This is a genomic window from Pragia fontium DSM 5563 = ATCC 49100 (assembly GCF_900112475.1).
Classification (GTDB): domain Bacteria; phylum Pseudomonadota; class Gammaproteobacteria; order Enterobacterales; family Enterobacteriaceae; genus Pragia; species Pragia fontium.
The window spans coordinates 112,355-134,334 of record NZ_FOLW01000006.1 but is presented as its reverse complement, the minus strand read 5'-3'; the positions used below and the strand labels follow the sequence as shown (position 1 = coordinate 134,334).

At 46.0% G+C, this 21,980-nt stretch carries 14 protein-coding genes; 2 read left to right on the top strand and 12 right to left on the bottom strand.

The window, feature by feature from the left end:
* Nucleotides 1-121: 121 nt before the first annotated feature.
* From BMZ28_RS10535 to sbcD, 12 genes are all read right to left on the bottom strand, one after another.
* Nucleotides 122-958: a hypothetical protein gene (locus BMZ28_RS10535; RefSeq protein ID WP_074823007.1), complete on the bottom strand. Its 837-nt coding sequence runs from the start codon at nt 956-958 to the stop codon at nt 122-124.
* A gap of 55 nt (nt 959-1,013) precedes the next feature.
* Nucleotides 1,014-1,721: an envelope stress response regulator BaeR gene (baeR, locus tag BMZ28_RS10530; protein ID WP_373876058.1), complete on the bottom strand. Its 708-nt coding sequence runs from the start codon at nt 1,719-1,721 to the stop codon at nt 1,014-1,016.
* A 2-nt stretch (nt 1,722-1,723) separates the two neighbouring features.
* Nucleotides 1,724-3,127 (bottom strand): envelope stress sensor histidine kinase BaeS, encoded by a 1,404-nt coding sequence (gene baeS, locus BMZ28_RS10525; RefSeq protein ID WP_047780922.1) that lies wholly within the window; start codon nt 3,125-3,127, stop codon nt 1,724-1,726.
* A gap of 21 nt (nt 3,128-3,148) precedes the next feature.
* Nucleotides 3,149-4,570, bottom strand: coding sequence for a multidrug transporter subunit MdtD (gene mdtD, locus BMZ28_RS10520; RefSeq protein ID WP_047780923.1), 1,422 nt, complete (start codon nt 4,568-4,570; stop codon nt 3,149-3,151).
* A 54-nt stretch (nt 4,571-4,624) separates the two neighbouring features.
* Nucleotides 4,625-7,720 carry a multidrug efflux RND transporter permease subunit MdtC gene (gene mdtC, locus BMZ28_RS10515; RefSeq protein WP_074823004.1) on the bottom strand — a complete coding sequence of 1,032 codons (3,096 nt, stop codon included), beginning with the start codon at nt 7,718-7,720 and terminating at the stop codon, nt 4,625-4,627.
* A 1-nt stretch (nt 7,721) separates the two neighbouring features.
* Nucleotides 7,722-10,856 carry an MdtB/MuxB family multidrug efflux RND transporter permease subunit gene (locus BMZ28_RS10510; protein ID WP_074823001.1) on the bottom strand — a complete coding sequence of 1,045 codons (3,135 nt, stop codon included), beginning with the start codon at nt 10,854-10,856 and terminating at the stop codon, nt 7,722-7,724.
* Nucleotides 10,853-12,070: an MdtA/MuxA family multidrug efflux RND transporter periplasmic adaptor subunit gene (locus BMZ28_RS10505; RefSeq protein ID WP_074822998.1), complete on the bottom strand. Its 1,218-nt coding sequence runs from the start codon at nt 12,068-12,070 to the stop codon at nt 10,853-10,855. Before BMZ28_RS10505 ends, BMZ28_RS10510 begins: the two co-directional genes overlap by 4 nt.
* A 201-nt stretch (nt 12,071-12,271) precedes the next feature.
* Nucleotides 12,272-12,754: a FidL-like protein gene (locus tag BMZ28_RS10500; RefSeq protein ID WP_074822995.1), complete on the bottom strand. Its 483-nt coding sequence runs from the start codon at nt 12,752-12,754 to the stop codon at nt 12,272-12,274.
* 206 nt (nt 12,755-12,960) lie between these two features.
* Entirely contained in the window at nt 12,961-13,548 is a 588-nt protein-coding gene (locus BMZ28_RS10495; RefSeq protein WP_074822992.1) for a hypothetical protein, read from the bottom strand.
* 185 nt (nt 13,549-13,733) lie between these two features.
* On the bottom strand, nt 13,734-14,645 hold the full coding sequence (gene rdgC, locus BMZ28_RS10490; protein WP_074822991.1) for a recombination-associated protein RdgC: 912 nt from the start codon (nt 14,643-14,645) through the stop codon (nt 13,734-13,736).
* Between the two features lie 119 nt (nt 14,646-14,764).
* Complete coding sequence (locus BMZ28_RS10485) at nt 14,765-18,445, bottom strand: AAA family ATPase (protein ID WP_074822988.1); 3,681 nt, start codon at nt 18,443-18,445, stop codon at nt 14,765-14,767.
* On the bottom strand, nt 18,442-19,695 hold the full coding sequence (gene sbcD, locus BMZ28_RS10480; RefSeq protein ID WP_047780931.1) for an exonuclease subunit SbcD: 1,254 nt from the start codon (nt 19,693-19,695) through the stop codon (nt 18,442-18,444). The genes BMZ28_RS10485 and sbcD overlap by 4 nt, the downstream gene beginning before the upstream one ends.
* Nucleotides 19,696-19,889: 194 nt before the next feature.
* On the opposite strand from sbcD, the gene phoB reads away from it, so the two are divergent.
* Together phoB and phoR are read left to right on the top strand one after the other, a co-directional pair.
* The gene (gene phoB, locus BMZ28_RS10475) at nt 19,890-20,579 is read left to right on the top strand and encodes a phosphate regulon transcriptional regulator PhoB (RefSeq protein ID WP_047780932.1); all 690 of its coding nucleotides are present in this window, start codon (nt 19,890-19,892) and stop codon (nt 20,577-20,579) included.
* Between the two features lie 23 nt (nt 20,580-20,602).
* Nucleotides 20,603-21,889: a phosphate regulon sensor histidine kinase PhoR gene (phoR, locus tag BMZ28_RS10470; RefSeq protein WP_074822986.1), complete on the top strand. Its 1,287-nt coding sequence runs from the start codon at nt 20,603-20,605 to the stop codon at nt 21,887-21,889.
* Nucleotides 21,890-21,980 lie beyond the last annotated feature (91 nt).

Here is a 21,980-nt window from a genome sequence, read left to right as displayed (position 1 = left end):
CCCAAGGGGGACAACGTTGGGGTAATTCCCAGGGCGGGAATTGTAGACTTGGTCAGGGCGAATGGCAATGGCGGAAACGTTATTCATCCCAAGAGCAATAGCGTATTGGCGTCGTTATCCTTTAATCTGACCAATAGCTATAGGTTGAACGCAGTGTCGTTTGGCGGTCAATAGCATAGGTGGGGAACAACTCTATTTCACGGGAAACTGAACGGGTACAGTCATTCTGGCTATTCCACTCAGTACAGTCGGTCAGCTTATTGCCAAGATAGTAGGGAGACACCGTTGTTTCTATCATTCTATTATTGCGATTTTGGGCATCATACAAGTAAGAGATGTTAACGGAAGGGGTCGTCAGAAAAGAAGGCATATTATTGGCGTTATAGAAGAATCGGTATTCACCGTTGACGGTTTCATCACTGCCGGTAAGTTGACTGTAGGCCATGCGATTAAGATCATCAATTGTATAGCTGCCATTGGTAACGCCTTGCTCCACTTTCCCTTCACCGCCGGAAATAAAGCTATCGGTAGAGTGGGTAATCAACCCCTGTTGATTGACGCCATAAAGGATATTGCCTTCCCGGGCATACAACAGTTTATTTAGACCAATTAACGTGACGTTGTAACTATTTTTCCAGCCATCGGCGGTTTTGCGGACATCATAGAATGAATCAATTCTAAAGCGTTGCTCATTTTTGGAAATTTGAGCATACATAGATTGCAACTGTCCGCAGCGATCATAGTTAAACTTAAAATAGTAAAATGACCCGGTATTATCCCGTTCAGTAACGGTTTCAATTTCACGAGCATGATTGAAGGAAGGGATGCTGAGCAGAGCCAGATGATTATTGTTATTGGTTTCTTTGGTGATGGGGCAGCTTTCTGAAGCATTCGCAGCAGGAAAATATAAGGCACCAATAGCCAAAGTCAGTAAGGATATTCGGATTGCTGAACTCATTAAACCAATAACTCCTGTTATATTGCTCCATTAAATGACCCCAGATAATATCTATTTACCCCTCCCAGCGATAGCCTAAACCATAAACTGAGCGAATAAATGTTTTTTCTGGGGCAAATACTTCCAGTTTACGGCGCAGGTTTTTGATATGACTGTCGACGGTTCGGTCGGTGACGACGCGATAGTCATTATAGAGATTATCCAGCAATGACTCCCGGGTTAATACCTGCCCAGCATGGGATAATAGCGTTTTCAATAAGCGAAACTCGGCTGAGGTGAGATCCAAGGTCATATTGTTATAACGCACCTGAAACTGTGACTCATCCAGCTGTATCTCTTGAGGCGTTTTGGGAATCAGCCGTGGAGCCTGATAGCAGCGCTTAATAATCGTTTTCACTCGGGCAACCACTTCCCGAGGACTATAAGGTTTACAGATATAGTCATCTGCTCCGATTTCCAGACCTGAAAGCCGGTCTATCTCTTCCGTTTTAGCGGTAACCATCACAATGGGAACATCAGAAAAGGTACGAATTTCCCGGCATAGGCTAATACCGTCAATGCCGGGCAACATCAAGTCCAGTAAAATCAGCGATGGTGGAAATTGGCGAACATAGTCAACCACTTCAAGCCCATTGGCGATTAAGTAGGTTTGATATCCGGCGGCCTGAAGATAATCAACCAACAATAAGCCGAGTTTGGGTTCATCTTCGACAATTAATATCGGCGGTAGATCTGTGCCGGATAATGATAAATTTTCAACCATAGTCATAGCGTGCTGGTATCTGAGGCTAAAGGTAAGAATAGTTTAATTTCCAGTCCCCCTAAAGGCGAATGTGTTGCGCTGATCTGGCCATCGTGAGCATCGACTATATTCCAACAAATAGATAACCCTAAGCCAGAGCCGCCGCTGGCCCGATTACGTGAGGTTTCGGTGCGATAAAAGCGCTCAAAAATTTGCTCCAATTGCTCATCGGTTACGCCGGGAGCAGAGTCTTGCCAGAGTAATAAGAGCTGGTCTTTCGTCTGGCTAGCGGAGATTTTGAGTTTTCCACTGGTGTGGTTATTCATCGCATCGGTATAACGCAGGCTATTTTCCAGTAGATTATTAAATAGCTGAGATAAGCGATCCGGATCGCCAAATAGCATCGCGCTCGGCGGTAGCTCTACCTCAATTGACAGGCCTTTATTTTCAAAGCGCCCACGATAGGCCGCAATAGCCAGATTGAGTAGTGCAATAACGTCAAGATTGCTCTTTCTATAGGTCAGGGCACCGAGATCGGAAAGGGAGAGCTGGTGCAGATCGTTAACCAACTTAGTCAGGGAGCGCACCTCAGCCTGTAGCGAATGCAGAGATGTTGGGGTGAGCTGCCTGACACCATCTTCCAGTGCCTCCAACTCACCCTGTAATACTGCCAGCGGAGTTCTGAGTTCATGGGAGACGTCGGCAATAAACGCTCGGCGCATTCGCTCATTTTTTTCCAGCGTTTTGGCGAGTTGGTTAAAATCATTAGCCAAAGTGCCCAATTCATCTCGACTGGTTACCGGAACGCGGGCTGAGAAATCCCCGGCGGCCAAATGGTGAGTGGCGGCCATCAAATGTTTCACTCGCGAGAGTAAACTGCGGGAAACCAACAGGGTAACAATAGCCGCCAATAGCGTGGAGAGGCCAATCAGAATCCAACTGGTACGGTTTTGCTGTTTGGCGAAATTAATATCGGTACTGCGGGTTAATTTTTCGCTGGGCATTCCAACTATCCAGCCAATAGCTTCACCATCCAGCATAATGGCTTTACGGTTAGCCTGTTGCGGAACGGGATGAGATGAGCCGGCCAACATGCGTCCCTGGGTATCAAATATCCAGAACGGGGCACGCCATCCCTGAGGGGGAAGCGGTGCTTCATCACGTTGGTCGTCATTTTGCTCAAATGAACGTAATAACTGATAGATCACCTTTTCATTGCGCTGTATAAAGCGCCAGTTTCCTTCATGGCGATAACGCTCTGCTAAGGCATGGCTCAATAGGTTCAGACGCTGTTCATTACTGGAACGAATATAATCGGTAAATCCTCGTTCAAAGCTGATACGTGTACCCCAGTTCATGGTGATGAGTATCAGCATGCAGGTTGCCAGAATGGCAAAAAACAGTTTACCGGTGATCCCTATTTTCATCAGGTGCGGTTTCCGTGGTGGTTAGGCATTTTTATCCTTTTTTCGTCGAGACCCCAGCGTCAGGTTTTTGGCTTCATCTTTCGGAACCCGAGCAAACACCAAGGTAGGTATCAGCATAAGCAGGCCAATACATAAGTAGGTATACAGGAACGCCATTTGGATATCTGTGCTACCGACATTAATCTGGTGCACGGAGAAAACGCCCAGCAAAATACCAGCAATGCTGACACCAAGGCTCATAGATAATTGCATGACCATAGATAACAGACTGTTACCACCGCTGGCTAACTCATCGGGTAAGTCTTTCAGGGTTAGCGTATTCATGGTGGAAAAACGTACTGCATTGGTCACGCCTAAAAAGAATAAAATAAACGGCAGCAGCCAGTACCAGCCCAATATACCGGCGATAGGAATCAACAAGGTAATCACCGGTAAGACCAGCGTAGCAATACTGAGAACGGCGCGATAGCCAAAACGATTCACAATTTGCACCACCAGCCGTTTAATACACATACTGCCAATAATCATCGGAATCATCATGAGTCCGGCGTTCAATGGGGTAAATCCCAGACCGACCTGCAGAAACAACGGGGTCATAAATGGCATCATTCCGCTACCAATTCTAGCCAGTAAACTTCCGCTTAAACCCAAAGAGAAGGTGGGGATCTTGAACATCGCTAGGTTAAACAGCGGCGCTTTTGCTCGCCGGGCATATAACCAATAAATTCCCAGCGCACTAATGCCACAGGCGCATAGCAGCAGAATAGTTGCAGGAGCTAGACCCAAGCCGGCGTGTCCATCCAGAGATAGGGTGATGGTTGCCATACCAATGGCCAGTAAGCCGAATCCGATAAGATCAAACGGGCGCGGCGGCATTTTGTAATTAGGCATAAAATAGAGCGTTGCCAGCACCCCGATAATACCGACGGGAATATTAATCAGAAAAATCCAGTGCCAACTGGCGTATTCCACCAGAAAACCACCCAGAGCGGGGCCCATTAATGGACCCACCTGACCGGGCAGGGTGACAAAGGTCATGGCGGCCATATACTGCTCACGAGGAACAATTTTCATTACCGTCAGCCTACCGACGGGAACCATCATCGCTCCACCAATTCCCTGAATTACGCGGGAACGAACCAGTTCGGCCAGCGTTTCCGACTGGGCGCAGAGCAACGAGCCTAGCGTGAACAGTACGATGGCCGACAGAAATACCCATTTTACCCCAATACGATCGGCCAGCCAGCCACTGGCCGGTAAACCCACCGCGACGGTTAAAATATAGGCAACAATAACTGACTGCATTTGCAATGGACTTTCATTCAAACTCTGGGCCATTGACGGTAGTGCGGTGTTAAGAATCGTAGTATCTAAAGATTGCATAAAGAATCCCAGTGCCACAATCCACAGTTGCCAGCGCACACCCGTTGTTGAATTCTTCATTTTATTCTGCCCCTGCTGATATTCTCACCATTCTAATCGGAATCATTATTATTATCAGTTGGAAAATGTGCGGTGAACCAAGCTCTTTGATACACGGCGACGTTTAAACCATTGGCTCAAACGGTCAAAATAGAGATAAATCACCGGTGTGGTATACAAGGTTATTAATTGGCTCATCACCAGACCACCAACAATGGTGATCCCCAACGGTTGACGGAGTTCAGCACCGTCGCCGCTGCCTAATACCAAAGGTATCGCGCCAAAAATAGCCGCCAAAGTTGTCATCATAATAGGGCGAAAACGTAACAGACAGGCCTGAAAAATCGCCTCACGCGGTGTTAAATGACCTTGCCGTTCAGCCGACAGAGCGAAATCGACCATCATGATGGCATTTTTCTTTACCAATCCGATTAACAGCATAATGCCGATTAAGGCGATCAGACTAAATGGCGTCTTGAACAACTCCAGCGCAAGTATTGCTCCGATGCCCGCCGACGGGAGTGTAGAGAGAATGGTTAATGGATGGATATAGCTTTCATATAGAATACCCAACACAATATACACGGTGGCAATAGCGGCAATAATCAGGAAAATTTGAGCGCTGAGCATCTCCTGAAACACCTGCGCGGTACCGGCAAACGATCCTCTGATGGTGTTCGGTACGCCTAATGCCGTCATGGTACGTTCAATGGCGTTGGTTGCTTCTGAAAGTGAGTAACCGTCAGCCAGATTAAACGAAACGGTGGAGGCGGCAGAAAGTCCCTGATGGTTAACCGAAAGCGGGGCATTGGACGGCATCCATTGGGCAAAATAGGACAGGGGAATGGATTTACCTTCCTTGTTAATCACAAACATTTTCTCTAATGCACTCTGATCCTGAGCATATTGCGGCGCCACCTCCATCACCACTTTATATTGGTTTAGCGGTTGATAGATGGTTGAAATTTGTCGTTGTCCAAAGGCATTATTCAGCAGCGCATTGGCATCCGATACATCAATACCTAATCGCGCCATGCTTTCTCTATTGTAGATAATGGCAATTTCAGCGCCCTTATCTTGTTGATCAGAGTTAACATCGGCCAATTCCGGTAGGGCTGCGAAAGCGGTGCGTATCTTCGGTTCCCACTGGCGTAAGGTGTTCAAATCATCAGACAGTAGCGTATATTGATAACCGGCATTGGACTGCCGACCTCCGGCTCGTACATCTTGTACCGCCATTAGAAATAGGCTGGCGCCAGGCTCTTGGGATAATTTGCCGCGCAGTCGGTTAATCACTTGCTGAGCCGTATCTTTTCGCTCAGTGAGTGGTTTGAGAGAGATAAACATCGAGCCGCTGTTAGTGCGTGAACCTCCGGTGAATCCGGTGACATTATCAACATCCGGATCGCTGCTGACGATTTTCATCAGGGTTTCCATCTTTTTCTTCATCGACTGGAAGGAAATACTTTGATCAGCCTGAACAAACCCCATTAATCGACCGGTATCCTGCTCAGGAAAAAAGGTTTTTGGGACGTTCATATACAGCCAGATATTGAGTATCACGGTGCTGATAAATACCACAAGCACTAAACGCGCATGATTCAGTATCCAATTGAGGGAACGAGCATAGCTTTGCTGTAGGGCCAGAATAACCCGGCCGAAACCCACCGATGGCCGTGGATGCTGCGGATTGCGTGCTTTTAGTAATCGGGCACACATCATTGGCGTTAAGGTCAGGGAAATCACCAGAGAGATAGCGATAGCTACCGTAAGGGAAATTGCGAACTCACTAAACAGTCGTCCTGGCAGGCCGCTCATAAAGAGCAACGGAATAAATACCGCCACTAATGACAGGCTCATGGAGAGTACGGTAAAACCAACCTCGCTCACGCCTTTTAGTGCGGCATCAAAGGGTTTCATCCCAGCCTCAATATGGCGGGAAATATTCTCCAGTACCACAATGGCATCATCAACCACAAAACCTGTCGCGATGGTTAAAGCCATTAATGACAGATTATTCAGACTGAATCCCAGCATATACATGGCGGCACAGGTACCGATCAATGAAACCGGCACTGCAACGGCGGGAATCAGGGTAGCGCGACCAGAACGTAAGAACAGGAACACCACCAAAATTACCAGCGCGACAGCAATGGCTAACGCGCGTTCTACTTCAGATAACGAAGCGCGGATGGTTGGCGAGCGGTCTTGAGCAATCGCCAGATTAATCGATGCAGGAATATAGGATTGCAGCTCGGGCATCTCGGCTCGAATGCGGTCAACGGTATCAATAATATTCGCATCGGCAGAGCGCCGAATCATAATCAGAATGGCCGGAATACCGTTGGCCATACCGGCATTGCGTACGTCCTGTACCGAGTCGGTTACGGTCGCTACATCGCTTAATCTAACCGGGGTATTATTATTGTAATGGACAATAATAGGGCGATAGTCATCAGCCGCTTTAATTTCATCATTGGTCTGAACTTGCCAGTTTTGGCTATCCAGTTTGAGATAACCTTGGGGTTTACGTACGTTGGCTTGGCTAATGGCGTTTCGTACCGCATCCAGTGATACGCCCTGATTAAATAGGGCTTGAGGATTGAGTTGAACGCGAACTGCCGGTAAGGAGCTACCGCCGACGGATACATCGCCAACGCCTTCCAACTGAGAAATCTTTTGTGCTAACTGGGTCGATGCATAGTCGTACAATTCTCCCTGACTATAGACGTCTGAGGTTAATGTCAGAATCATAATCGGCGCATCGGAAGGATTGGCCTTGCGATAAGTCGGCCTTGACGGCATTCCGCTGGGTAACAAGTTTTGCGCGGCGTTAATAGCGGCTTGTACATCACGAGCGGCACCGTTGATGTCACGATCCATATCAAACTGCAAAATGATGCGAGTACTGCCCAGCGAGCTGCTGGAGGTCATTTCGTTAACGCCAGCAATGGTGCCAAGGGAACGCTCTAAAGGCGTAGCAATGGAGGAAGCCATGGTTTCCGGTGATGCACCGGGTAGCGATGCGCTAACGGAGATAACCGGGAAATCAATTTGAGGCAACGGTGAAACCGGCAGCAGTTTAAAACCAATAAGACCACTGAGAATAATGCCTAACGTCAGTAGGATTGTGGCTACCGGGCGGTTGATAAACAGGGCATAAAATTTCATGTTATACGCCTGCCTCGGTGGTTTCAGCGCGTGGCGCTACCGGCTTATTATTGCGGCTAAAGCGATCGAACATCAGATAGATCACTGGGGTGGTAAACAGGGTTAATACCTGACTTACCAGTAAACCGCCAACCATACAAATTCCCAGCGGCTGACGTAATTCAGCGCCCATTCCGGTACTTAACATTAAGGGCAATGCACCAAGCAGTGCGGCCATGGTGGTCATCAGAATAGGGCGGAAGCGCAGCAGACAGGCTTGATAAATCGCATCGTAAGGGCTTTTGCCTTGTTCCCGTTCGGCAGCAAGAGCAAAGTCGATCATCATGATGGCGTTCTTTTTCACAATACCGATCAGCAAGATGATGCCAATAATCGCGATGATATCCAGTTCCTGTCCTGACAGGATCAGTGCCAGTAAAGCACCGACACCGGCACTTGGCAGAGTAGATAAAATGGTGACCGGATGGATAAAGCTTTCATACAGTACTCCCAACACAATATACATGGTGACAATGGCGGCAAGAATCAGCCAAAGGGTGCTGCTGAGAGAGGCCTGAAATGCCAGTGTGGCTCCCTGAAACTGTGTCGTGATATCCGTTGGGAAGTTCAGATCTTTTTCTGCCTGAGTAATGGCTTTGGTTGCCTCACCCAGAGACGCGCCCTTTGGCAGGTTAAAAGAGATAGTCGCGGATGGGAACTGGGATATCCGGTTAACCGAAAGTGGGCCCAAACGCTCTTCAATCTTGGCAATACTGGTTAAACGGATGGATTGCCCAGCACTATTCTTCAGATAAATGTTATCAAAAGCGTCATATAATCGTTCTTTATCAATAGTTTGTTCCAGAACAACGCGATATTGGTTGGCCTGAGTATAAATTGTTGAGATCAGTCGCTGACCAAAAGCATTATATAAGGCGTTATCAATGCTGGTCATATTGATGCCTAAGCGGCTGGCATCATCTCGATTGACATTCACATAGGCAACTAAACCCTGATCTTGCCAATCGCTGGTGACATCGGTTAACTCCGGCAGTTGCTTGAGTCGTTCCAGTAATTTAGGCACCCAGAGGCTTAATTGCTCAAGCGACATGGTTTGTAGTGTGAACTGATACTGAGTACGACTGATGCGGTCTTCAATGGTTAAATCCTGCACTGGTTGCAGATAGAGGGTGATACCGGGAACGGCCTGCACATTATGCTGTAAACGCTCGATAATTTCAGGTGCTCGAGCACTACGCTGGCTCAATGGTTTCAGGTTGATTTGCAAACGGCCGTTATTCAAGGTGGCATTGCTACCGTCTACGCCGATAAAGGAAGAGAGGCTTTCAACATCCGGGTCTTGCAGAATAATGGCGGAGACTTCCTGCTGGCGTTTAGCCATGGCTGAAAATGAAATCGATTGAGGCGCTTCAAGGGAGCCCTGAATCAAGCCATTATCCTGTAAAGGAAAGAAGCCTTTAGGGATAAACAGATACAGTAAAATGGTTAAGGCCAGTGTTCCGCCAGCCACGGAAAGGGTGAGCCATTGATGTCTCAATACTACGGTCAGATAACGACCATAGCCGTTAATAATACGTTCAAAAAAACGTTCGCAGGCTAATGAGAAACGATTTTGTTGACGTAGAGATTCATGACTTAACAGACGTGCACACATCATTGGCGTTAAGGTGAGGGACACAATACCTGAAATCAGAATGGCCACCGTCAAGGTTAGGGCAAATTCATGGAATAAACGACCGACGACATCCCCCATAAACAGCAGTGGAATCAGAACTGCTACCAGCGAAACGGTGAGGGAGATAATCGTAAAGCCAATTTCGCCAGCGCCTTTCAGCGCGGCATTCAGCGGCTTTTCTCCCTGCTCGATATAGCGGGAAATATTCTCAATCACTACAATCGCGTCATCAACCACAAAACCGGCGGCGATAATCATCGCCATAAGCGTCAGGTTATTAATCGAGAAGCCGAGAAAGTACATCACGGCAAAAGTACCTATTAATGACAACGGCACTGAGACGCTGGGAATTATCGTGGCGGGTAGATTACGCAAGAACAGATAAATTACCATCACGACTAAAATCACCGCCAGTAAGAGTTCGAACTGTACATCGCTAATCGAGGTACGAATGGTGACGGTACGATCGGTTAATACTTGAACGTTGACAGAGTGGGGCAAGCTATCGGTGAGCTGAGGTAAAATATTGCGGATGCCATCTGCGGCGGTAATCACGTTTGCACCGGGTTGGCGCTGAATATTCAGGATAATCGCCTGTTTTTGGTTAGCCCAAGCAGCCAGTTGAGTGTTTTCCGCACCTTCCTCAACGCTGGCAATGTCTTTCAGGCGAATAGGTGCGCCGTTCTGATAAAAAATAATCAGTTGTCGATAGTCTTCCGGCGATTTCATTTGGTCGTTAGCCGAGAGCGTAGCCGAGCGAGTTGGTCCATCAAAACTCCCTTTGGCGGTATTCACGTTAGCGCTGGTAATGGCAGCGCGGACGGTTTCGCTATCCAGCCCATAAGCGGCCATAGCCTGAGGATTCAGGCTGACTCTGACGGCGGGGCGTTCCCCCCCTGATAGACTGACCAGACCGACCCCGGAAACCTGAGATATTTTCTGGGCAATGCGGGTTTCGACCATATCCCGCACCTGACTCATTGGTAGGGCATCCGATGTAACGGCAAGGGTTAATATTGGTGCATCGGCAGGGTTAACCTTGCTGTAGATCGGCGGATAGGGTAAATCGTTGGGCAGCAGGTTGGTGGCCGCATTAATGGCCGCCTGAACTTCTTGCTCAGCAACATCTAAAGGTAGTTCAAGCTGGAATTGCAGGGTTATCACGGAAGCGCCACCAGAGCTCTGTGATGACATCTGTTTCAATCCTGACATCTGCCCCAATTGTTGCTCTAATGGCGCAGTAATGGCCGATGTGGTGACATCCGGGCTGGCGCCTGGATAAAGGGTCACGACCTGAATTGTTGGATAGTCAACTTCAGGTAAGGCTGAGACTGGCAGCGTTTTATACCCAAGAATCCCAGCCAGCAAGATGGCAATCATGAGTAGCGTGGTCGCAACAGGCCTTAAGATAAAGAGTCGGGAAGGACCTCCGCCTGAAGGAGGAATATCTTGAGTACTCATTTGGTTGCGGCCTGTTGCTGGCGTAGATTGGCAGGTTTGGATGTTTTCAGGGACTCAGGCGTAACCACTTCAACCTGCACGCCTTGTTTCAAACGGTCTACCCCGTCAGTGATCACCCGTTGTCCAGTCTCAATGCCTTTATCGATAACGGTCAATTCACCAGAACGGAAACCGACGATAACCGGTTGTTTACTGACTTTATTCTGCTGATCGACCAACCAGACAAAGTTTTCATTATTACCAGTCTGAATCGCAGCGGTGGGTACCACCACGGCATTTTTTATCGTATCAACTTTTATCTGAGTATTAACAAACTGATTAGGGAACAGCATGTTATCGTCGTTACTAAAACGAGCCTTTAATTTTATCGTCCCAGTGGTGGGATCGATCTGATTATCCATACTGAGCAGGTTACCGCGGGTAATCAGCCGTTTATTTTCCCTATCCCAGGCTTCAACCGTTAATGGAGTACCGCTGTGATAAGCGGGTAAGATATTACTAATGGTGGTTTCCGGCAGATTAAAAACCACATCGATGGGATGAGTTTGAGTGATGACCACTAAACCGGTACTGTCACCGCTCGTTACATAGTTGCCAACATCAGCTAACTTTAGACCCACTCGTCCGGAAATTGGGGCCGTAACTTTACTGTATGTTAGCTGTAAATTAGCACTATCAACGGCACCCTGAGCAGCCTTTAGGCTTCCTTCCGTTTGTTTGACCAGGGCAATTTGGGTATCTAACTGTTGTTGTGACACCATATTGGTACGAATCAGTTTTTGATAGCGGCTGAGATCGCGTTTGGCATTACTCAAGGTTGCCTGCATATTCGCGAGTTGCCCTTCGGCCTGCGTCAGTTGAACCTGAAAAGGGCGGGGATCGATTTCAACCAGTAAATCGCCAGCTTTAACTTCTTGCCCTTCATTAAAATGAATCGCCATAATTTGCCCATCAACCCGATTGCGGACGGTCACTGTATTGGCCGCGGTAACGGTGCCCAGACCACTGAGATAGCGGGGAATCTCCTGTTGAAGTGCAGTGGCAACCTGAACTGGCGGTTGGGGCATATTACGACGTCCGTTATTGACGGACGTTTGAGGTTTGCCGTTATCGGTAGATGAATAATGATAATAAAGTATCGCTCCACCAACAGCGATAACCGCTATCGTAATCAGCGGTAACGGGCGTAATAATCGCTTGAGTTCGAATACCATTTTTATGCTCACTTGAAGCAGCCTATATAGTTGAGCTATAACGCTGAATTAATTGAAAATGCTGAGATATAGACAAGTATAACCGGTTATAACAGAAAGAAAATGAAGGAAATATGAAGGTTAGGTAATGAAAAGTCAGCGTTGCGTTAGCTTTTAGTTTAGCGTCAGGGCATTTATCCGGCCATGGAATGGCCAGATAACTTATTCACAGATGAAATACGGCAGGGTGCCGCTGCTGAATAATTTTTTTCCGCTATTCATATTAATAATGGTTAGGTGAGTCGAGCCGTGCTTCTCTGCGCTAAAACGATAAAGATAACGCTCAGCTAAATCTTTAGGTAAATTATCCGTTTTTTCCATAATAACGTCGGTATTGATCAGCGAATAACTGTGATTTTTGTTGGTGGTATAGTCAAACATGACTTTACGATTAATCACGTATTCTCGCCCGCTAAATTGTAAGTATCCGGTTATCAGATTAATGCCTTTACCGTTGTTAAAACGAAATCGCATATGGGAAACCATCAGCGCTTCACTTTCTTGCTTATTGGTTTCGAATAAAAACGTGGCATTAGTTGAGCAACTAAAGTTGTTTTGATGGCTAAAGTAAAACAGATAAATACCACTAAAAAACAGGGCAGTAACAATAAGTGTAGTAATGACGGTTAACTTTATATTTCTCATTTAACTTTCACCACATAATAGCTTACACAAGGGGCTTGCTCTTGATCTGGATTACCACCACAAACTTGATACGATTCTCGTCTATCGTCAGCCGGTATACTCACGTAGATATTATGGGGAGTATCACAGGCAACGTTAAACTCTTCCAGACGGAGTTTCAGATGCACCAGATCGGTGGGCTTTTGATTATGAATAAATACGCTGCATTACTGATATTTGCCTTGATAGTGATAATCGGCAAAATAATCAGGTTTGGAGGAAAATAAATTCAGCGCAAAATAAAGTAAAAAAATAGACAGCGAGATGACCAAAACAATACGAGTGTAATACCAAATAAAGCGGTTGTTTTTTGATTTAACTGGAATCGTTGGCCCATCGAGAGTAACGGTAGAATCAATTACTGATTCTTTGGCAATATAGGGTTTTTCTCGTTCATTTTCATTAAAGGAGCGGTAACTGGAGATAACCTTAAGTTCGACGTCAGTAGAGAGCTGAACACCGTATGAATAGACAATCATCATTGGCTCATATTCGCCAATTTGTTGAAAAGATTTAACGATGTTATCTAATTCAGCCGTAATTTGGGCGTTAACATTGGGTAAGTCTGACCGTTCTTTAACGTCAACAGACAGCTGTTCAAAAGGGATTATTTGGTAACCACTATCAATCAGGCGCAGAAATAACTGTTTAGCATGACTACTTAGCGTACTTAATTGCTTGGGATCATCAAGACGACTCAGGACTCCAGTATAAGTGTTAAATAACACTCGGTCATTAATGATATAGTTATGCAAACGTTCCCTCCGGTAATCCATTCGTACGTGGTGTTTTTAACTGTAAGTTAGCTTATTTTACACGTTACTGCACCAAGTTGCAGGTTAAAATTAGGGTTACGTAATGTAATTATTGTTGTGTTAATAGTAACAATGGGGATAGTCTAGCATCTCCATCAGTACTATTAACACGTATTAGGTATAAGTTATTCTTTATGTTCTCCGCCCAATGCCTCGATTAACTGTTTAATTAATAAGGAAACCTCACCGGTCATTAACGCAAAGTCGGCATCGAAACGGGCCGCGTAATCCTCTTTATCAATATCCTGATTCTGGTCACGTAACGTTTCTGTAAATTTAAGGCGCTTCAAGCTACCGTCATCGGATAGGACAAATTGAATTCGCTCACTCCATTCCAGAGCCAGTTTAGTCACTAATTTTCCAGCTTCGATATGAACAGCAATTTCATCACTCACCAATTCCTGAGCTTTACAGCGAATAACGCCACCACCTTCCAGAATAGCTTTTAATTCAGCCTCATCCTGCAAAATAAAGCCGGCAGGGACATTACCTGAACGGACCCATTCAGTCAGCGTTAATTCGATAGGGCTTTCCAACGTTAGTGGGACTACGGGTAATGAGCCCAGGCTTTTACGCAATAGTGCTAAGGTGTCTTCAGCGCGTTTGGCGCTGGCGGCATCAACAATAATCAGGCCATTTACCGTATCAATCCACAGGCTGGTTTGGTTGAAACGACTGAAGGCGCGAGGAAGCAGGGAATGAAGCACTTCATCTTTTAGTGCATCTTTCTCAGTCTTTTTTAGCTTACGGTGTTGTTCGGCTTCCAACTTTTCGATTTTGGCCTGTAGTGCCTGTTTAATTACCGGTGCCGGTAATATTTTCTCTTCTTTACGCGCGGTAATCAGAATCTGATTGCCGGAGGCATGAGTTAAGGCGTCGCTGTGAGATCCCAGCGGAGAAACCCAGCCGGTTTTAGCCATATCCTGACTGCCACAAGGGCTAAAGGTTAACGGTTTTAGCTGTTTTTCCATTTCATCAGCAGAAAGATGAATATCACGGCTAAGGCGGTAAACCATTAAATTTTTAAACCACAACATAATTATTTCCATTAAGAAGAGCGATGCTCTGTATAAACATAGTCACCATCATAACCAATCATCATGCTTCTTGCGCTAATTTTGGTCAATGATGCTGACTAAACAAATAGATAAAGTGATTAATGTCTGAACTGCTCATCTAACCTGCTGATGCCCAAGCCATTCACCTTTTTAACCCTGATTTGCACCGGAATGCGTTCTTTCATGGCATCAATATGGCTGATGACCCCGATAATTTTACCACTGGCGTTCAGGTTATCCAGTGCATCAAGTGCCACATCCAGCGTTTCTGCGTCCAGCGTACCAAATCCTTCATCCAGGAACAGTGAGTCAATACTGGTTTTATGGCTCACTAAATCTGATAGCGCCAGCGCCAAAGCCAGACTCACCAGAAAACTTTCGCCACCGGAAAGGGTGCGGGTATCGCGTATATTATCAGCTTGCCAGGTATCAACCACCTGTAACTCCAGCGCGCTATTCTCTTTACGCTGTAACAAATAGCGGCCATGCAGCCGGTTAAGCTGTTGGTTAGCCAGATAGACTAGATGATCAAGAGTGAGACCTTGGGCAAACTTACGAAATTTTGCCCCATCACTGGAACCGATGAGATTATTCAAATAAGACCAATCATCAAGCTGCTGCTGATATTGCTCAATTTGTGTAACCAAAGATTGTTGATTTTGCTGATTTTTCTGGTCATTGTCTAACTGTTGGCGAATTTCACCCTGGCGTATGCTGTTGGCTTTGCTTTCCTGCGACAGATTGGCTAACTGCTGCTCGAGCTCATTAATGGGGATGTTAATATCCAGATGTGAAGGTTGAGTTGCCACATGCGACTGTAGCCGTTTCTCTGCTTCATTCAATAAGGTATGCGCCTGATTTAAACCCGTCAGCAATCGTTCTTTTTCGCTGGTAAGCTGTTGGCGTTCATCTTCAGACAGTAAAGCCGTCAGGAAGGCGGTTTCATGGCTAAATTCACTGTCTTGTAATGCCAGCGTAAATTGGTTTTCTACATCAGTCACCGACGCTATTTTCAACTGTTGCTGTTGATGGAGAGTTGATAGCTGCCCATTCAGAGCAACCCAGCGATTATGAGACTGTTGCCAGCAATCTCTGGTTTGATTCAGCGTTTGTTCAAGGGTCTGCTGCTCCAACTGAAGCTGCTGGTTAATATGTTCAGTCTGTTGATCACCAAAGAGTTCGAACCGCTGCTGTTTTAGCCGCTGGAGTTCATTGTTATGAGCATTTAACTGAGCACTACTTTGTTCAATCTGTAGAGTAAGATTTTCCAGCCGGGTTTTTCCCGCAGTGATATCGGTATTAAGTACGGACAGCTGTTGGTCAATCTCTTTCTGATGAATGACATAGGTTTGCCACTGCTGCCATTCGGATTTCCGGTCAGTTAACCACTGTTGATACTGTTCGGCTTCAGGCATGGGGAGTTGGTATGCAGCAAGATTGGTTTGCAGCAGGGCTAGCAGCTCATGATAGTTATTCTGCAAGTTTTGCAGCGTTTGCTCTAATTGCTGACTGTTCTGACTTTGATAAGCAATATCTTGTGTCAGTAAGGTCACGCGCTGTAGGGCTTCTTTAACCACTATTTGCTGCTTATTAAGTCGTTCTTTTTGCTGTAACCAATGCTGTTCAGCCTGTTCCAGCAGATTAATTTGCTGATAAAGCTGCTGTTCCTGAACACGAAAACCTTCCAGATAAGCTTCAAACTGTATATTGTCGCTAATGGCAAAACTTAGGGATAGCCGTTGACAGGATTGAGACCATTGCTCTGCTATTCGCTGTTGATTTTGTTGTAATACATCCGATTCTGGTTGAAGTCGATTGTGCTGCTCTGTTTGCAGGGTGATCCGGCTTTTTATCTCAATACCTGCATCATGCAGTACCTGTAGTTCAGTGTTTAACTGATTTAACCGCTGTTCAGTATCCGTTGGTTGATTGGATTGATGTTGGTTAAGCAAAGGGTGTTGCACTGAACCACATAGCGGGCAAGGGGAGCCGGGTTTTAACTGGGCTCTTTCTTGTTCAAAACGGATAATTAATTTTTCCTGTTCTGATAATTTTTCCAGATCCGCCAGATGGATTTTCTTATCGGCATATTGCTGGCGTTTAATCAGTAAATCTGCATTAAGCTGCTGTATATTAAGTGTGATTTCAGCCAGCTGCTGCTGTGCGTTTTGATACTGTTTATGGGTTTCCTGATAACGTTGATTCAATTGAATTAGCGTTTGTTGAATATCTCGAGTTTGGCTGAAACTATCGCGCTGTTGCTTCAGAGTGGTTAAATCTTGCTGTGATAGCATGCGCAGGTACTCAGCGTCGGTCTTGTCAAAAGTTTGCTGTAAGTGATGTAGATCGGTTTGGCTCTGGGCTTGTGACAATGTCACTTCTTTCAGCTGCTGATTAAGCTGTGCAATCTCAGCATGTTTATGCGCTATTTGCTGTTTTACAACGTTTAACTCGGGATATTGTCGGCTAAGCTGACCAAGTTGTTGCTGCCATAGGGATAAATTTTCTCCCCAATACTGATGAGGGGAGTGAAGCGAAAAATATTGGCTAATCGTGTCTTGTTGGGTAAGTAATACTCGCTGCTGCTCAATACCGTTATTGACCGCCGTTTGCTGGATCGTTTGCTGTTGTTTTAAACTTTCCCACTGTGTATTGAGCTGAATCTGTTCACGAGTTTTGCTCTCGATCTGTACATCGAGGGGGGTAATTTGATTATTTATCAGATCGCGGGTTTGTTGATGCTGTTTTAACTGCGTAGCACGTTGTTGTTCTATTTGTTCCAGATTGGCTTGAGCCAGACTGGTTTCTTGCTTGAGAGATGACGCTAACTGGGCGGTTTTATCCAGTTCACTGGTCATCTGCTTTAATTCTTGCTGTAACCGTTGTCGCTCGTTGTAAAGTGGGCGAAGTTTCTCTGCTGGTTCATTTTGTTGCAACTTATCCAGTAACGGTTGTTGCTGTTGTAATTGTTGTTGAGCGTGGGTTAATTGAGCCCGGCATTCAGTTTCAATACGCTGGTAGTCTTGTTGCTTCTCCAGCCATTGTTTGTGACTCAGTTGCTGTTGAGATTGTTGATTGAGCTGTTTTTCCTGGATCAATAGCTGCGTAACCTGTTGCTCCAACGTTTGACGGTCGTTTTCTGATAAGATTTGAACTCCGCCCAGCAATGCTTGCAGAGTATCTAACTGGTTTCTGGCCTCTTTATGGCGCAGGAAGACCTGTTCTGAAATCTGACCGTAAATTTCTGTGCCGGTGAGCTCTTCCAGTAATTCAGCTCGCTCATTAGGATCGGCATTGAGAAAAGCTGCAAATTCGCCCTGCGATAGCAACATGGATTTTGTGAACCGGCTAAAGTCCAGACCGGTAATCTGAGAGGTTAGCTCAAGCTTATCGCGAATTTTATCGGTAATAATCTTACCATCGCTTAAATAGGCCAGTTCCACCTTCGGCGTTTGTAAGTTACCTTCGGCGCTGCCTTTGGCTCGACGTTGACTCCAAAACGCACGATAGCCAATCCCTTGGACTTCAAATTCTACTTCCGCCAGTGATTCGGCAGTATGGTGGGTCATTAATTCATTTTGGGTCGGGCTGGGGCTAAGGCGCGGCGTTTTATGATACAGCGCCAGACAAATGGCATCCAACAGGGTGGTTTTCCCTGCACCGGTGGCGCCGGTAATAGCAAACAGGGCATTGTCGCAGAACGGCGCTTGGGTAAAGTCGATTTTCCATTCATCTTTCAGCGAGTTAATGTTTTTCAGGCGCAGGCTGAGAATTCTCATAATGTATCATCCTTTGCCGTTGATTGATTTTCCTCGGCCATCTCATTTACCACCGTGCGGAAGAGCTGCTGTATTCGGCATTCTCGCTGTTGGTCGCTATCATTTTCGTCTTTATCCAAAGCCAAACGGCGTTCAAAAACGTCGTTTACCGTTAATTCTGACAGGGTTTCTTTTTCTTGACGTTGAATAGCCTGTTGAGTCAGCGCTTTACTGCGGCGTAGCAATACCACATCAACGGGTAAAGTTTCGGCTAACTGCTGAATTTGTCGCTGTAAATCGTTCAGATAGAGGCGAGAGTTTACTTCAATGTCCAACCAAACCGTTTTTTCTCCCTGATAATCATGAAAAGCGTTCAGGGCACTTTTGATTTCATCAATATCGCCTTTAATTAAGCGCATAGGTTGAAATTCCGGAATGGGCAGCAGGGTTATCTGCGGTTGAAGCCCCTGATTAAAATCTACCAGTACCACACTTTTTTCCTGATTGGCTTCATCAAAGCTCAGGGGGATGGGGGAGCCGGAATAACGGATATAGTCTGATTTAGCGACGATTTGCGGCCGATGAATGTGACCAAGGGCAATGTAGTCAGCCGGCGGAAATAGCTGAGCCGGAAAGGCATCCAACGTTCCAATATAGATCTCACGTACCGAGTCAGTGGTTGAGGCGCCAACGGTGGTGAGATGTCCGGTAACAATAATTGGCAAAGGTGTAGGATATTGGTGTTGTTTATCCTGTGCCAATTGATAAATTTGTCGGTAATGTTCAGCAATGGCCTCTAACAGCGACTGCTGTTTCTCCTGAGCGGACTGGCCAGCCTGACTGATAACAATATCCCGAGGGCGAACAAAAGGAATGGCACATACCAGTGCAGCGGGTTTTCCCTGAGCATCATGTAGCTCAATCACCTGTTGTTCAGGCTGCGGCGTAACGCCAGCGATAACTTGGGTATTGAGGTAGGTTAACAGCTGTCGGGATTCATTAAGCATGGCGACAGAGTCATGGTTTCCGCCCAGAACCACTAATTGACAGTGGGTTTGCTGCAACTCAACGATAAATTGATTGTACAGCTCACGGGCATAGCTGGGTGGCGAGGTGGTATCGAAGATATCCCCGGCAACGATAATGGCATCAACCTGATGTTGTTTAACCTGTTCTGTTAACCAGCGCAAAAATGCCGCGTGTTCTGGAGCCCGGCTTTTGGTAAAAAAATATTGGCCAAGATGCCAGTCAGACGTGTGAATAATGCGCATGAATCCTCTCTAGCAACGGTTATCAGCAAAGATTATACGCAGCGGGAAGCTTAAGAACCACTTAACATCGAGATTGATTAAGATTAAAAGATGGTTAACGTCATAAAAATGTCATATATCTGTAGCATAATGCAAATGCACTATAATTATTCAACTTGCATTGTGTTGATAAAACAACAAAGAGCAGAGCCCGCATGATAAAACGCATACTGGTGGTTGAGGATGAAGCACCAATTCGGGAAATGATTTCTCTGGTTCTTGAACAGCATGGCTACCAATCTATTGAGGCAGCCGATATTTCTATTGCCCAAACGTTATTGACTGAACCATTTCCCGATCTGGTGTTATTGGATTGGATGTTGCCCGGTGGTTCAGGTATTCAACTGATTAAGTCTATGAAGCGGGAGGCCTTGACCCGCGATATCCCCATTGTGATGCTGACTGCCCGCGGCGAAGAAGAAGACCGAGTGCTGGGGCTGGAGTCGGGCGCCGATGACTATGTTACCAAACCGTTTTCGCCAAAAGAATTATTGGCGCGTATTAAAGCGGTTATGCGCCGTAGTTCTCCGATGCCGGAACATGAATCTATTTCCTTTAACGGATTAATCCTTGATCCCTCATCGCACCGAGTGATGGCAAACGATGTGCCGCTGGAGATGGGGCCTACCGAGTATAAGCTATTACACTTCTTTATGAGCCATCCTGAGCGGGTATATAGCCGTGAGCAGTTGTTAAACCAAGTATGGGGAACCAACGTTTATGTTGAGGATCGTACGGTTGATGTATTTATGCGTCGTTTACGTAAAACGTTAGAGTCCAGCGGCTATGATAAAATGCTGCAAACCGTACGCGGTTCGGGCTACCGTTTTTCAACGCGCTTTTAACCTATCAAATTAGGGACGCCTTTGTGCTAGAACGTTTGTCGTGGAAGAAAATTGTTGTTGAATTATTACTGTTTTGTCTTCCGGCGCTATTACTTAGCCTGTTTATCGGTCATTTGACGCTGCTGTTATTGATCTCGGTATCTTGTGCGCTGCTGTGGCATTTTTATAACCTGCTCAAACTCTCTCGTTGGCTATGGCTGGATCGCAGCATTATGCCACCGCCGGGTAGAGGTAGCTGGGAACCGTTATTTTATGGCTTATATCAAATGCAGCATCGCAATCGACAGCGGCGTCGTGAATTGACCTCGTTGATTAAGCGTTTTCGCAGTGGAGCCGAATCTTTACCGGATGCGGTCGTGCTGAGCACTGAGAGCGGGCATATCTTTTGGTGTAATCGGCTGGCACAGCAAATGTTGGGATTTCGCTGGCCGGAAGATAATGGTCAACATATTCTTAATTTAATTCGCTATCCGCAGTTTGCTGATTTTATTAATCATAAAGTTTTTGATGAGCCATTAACGCTGGGGTTTAACAATGGTAGCTATATTGAATTTCGAGTCATGTCCTATGATGAAGGCAACTTACTGATTTCTGCACGTGATGTGTCGCAAATACGCCAATTGGAAGAGGTGCGGCGTAAGTTTTTCACCAACGTTAGCCATGAACTGAAAACGCCATTAACCGTACTTCAGGGTTATCTGGAGATGCTTGATGATGAAACTCGAGCGGATATACGCCAGAAAGCTTTAGCCAGTATGAAAGGGCAGACTGAACGAATGAGCAGTTTGGTCAACCAGCTATTGACTCTATCACGTATTGAAGCCGCTCCTCGCTATCAGTTCAATGAAACAATCAACGTTCCGGTATTGTTGGATACCTTATTCCGTGAAGCTGAGATATTAAGCAATCAACGCCAGCAAATTCATTTTGATATTGAGCCACAGCTACAGGTTGCCGGTAATCAAGAACAGCTTTATAGCGCGATGTCTAATCTGGTGTATAACGCCATTAATCATACTCCCGAGGGAACAGAAATCCGCGTGAGTTGGTCATTAACGCCTCGCGGTGCAAAATTTAGCGTTAGAGATAATGGTTCCGGTATTAGTCGGGAGCATATTGCTCATCTGACGGAGCGTTTCTATCGGGTCGATCCATCACGTTCCAGCCAAACCGGCGGTAGCGGTTTGGGATTGGCGATTGTTAAACACGCTTTAAATCATCATGACTCACAGCTAAATATTGAAAGCCAGCCGGGTCAGGGCAGTGAGTTTAGTTTTGTTCTGCCATTGGGGCGAGTGATAGAAAAGTAAGAAGGTATACGTGTCTTAAGGTGTAAACCTTTTGGTCAAGGCTGACTACTGACAGAAACTGACAGTCATGTTGATTATTCTATGTATTGCC

Excerpts from the sequence above, each read along its gene's own strand:
- BMZ28_RS10535 (WP_074823007.1), bottom strand. The coding sequence starts at position 958 with ATGAGTTCAGCAATCCGAATATCCTTACTGACTTTGGCTATTGGTGCC.
- baeR (WP_373876058.1), bottom strand. The coding sequence starts at position 1,721 with ATGGTTGAAAATTTATCATTATCCGGCACAGATCTACCGCCGATATTA.
- baeS (WP_047780922.1), bottom strand. The coding sequence starts at position 3,127 with ATGAAAATAGGGATCACCGGTAAACTGTTTTTTGCCATTCTGGCAACC.
- mdtD (WP_047780923.1), bottom strand. The coding sequence starts at position 4,570 with ATGAAGAATTCAACAACGGGTGTGCGCTGGCAACTGTGGATTGTGGCA.
- mdtC (WP_074823004.1), bottom strand. The coding sequence starts at position 7,720 with ATGAAATTTTATGCCCTGTTTATCAACCGCCCGGTAGCCACAATCCTA.
- BMZ28_RS10510 (WP_074823001.1), bottom strand. The coding sequence starts at position 10,856 with ATGAGTACTCAAGATATTCCTCCTTCAGGCGGAGGTCCTTCCCGACTC.
- BMZ28_RS10505 (WP_074822998.1), bottom strand. The coding sequence starts at position 12,070 with ATGGTATTCGAACTCAAGCGATTATTACGCCCGTTACCGCTGATTACG.
- BMZ28_RS10500 (WP_074822995.1), bottom strand. The coding sequence starts at position 12,754 with ATGAGAAATATAAAGTTAACCGTCATTACTACACTTATTGTTACTGCC.
- rdgC (WP_074822991.1), bottom strand. The coding sequence starts at position 14,645 with ATGTTGTGGTTTAAAAATTTAATGGTTTACCGCCTTAGCCGTGATATT.
- BMZ28_RS10485 (WP_074822988.1), bottom strand. The coding sequence starts at position 18,445 with ATGAGAATTCTCAGCCTGCGCCTGAAAAACATTAACTCGCTGAAAGAT.
- sbcD (WP_047780931.1), bottom strand. The coding sequence starts at position 19,695 with ATGCGCATTATTCACACGTCTGACTGGCATCTTGGCCAATATTTTTTT.
- phoB (WP_047780932.1), top strand. The coding sequence starts at position 19,890 with ATGATAAAACGCATACTGGTGGTTGAGGATGAAGCACCAATTCGGGAA.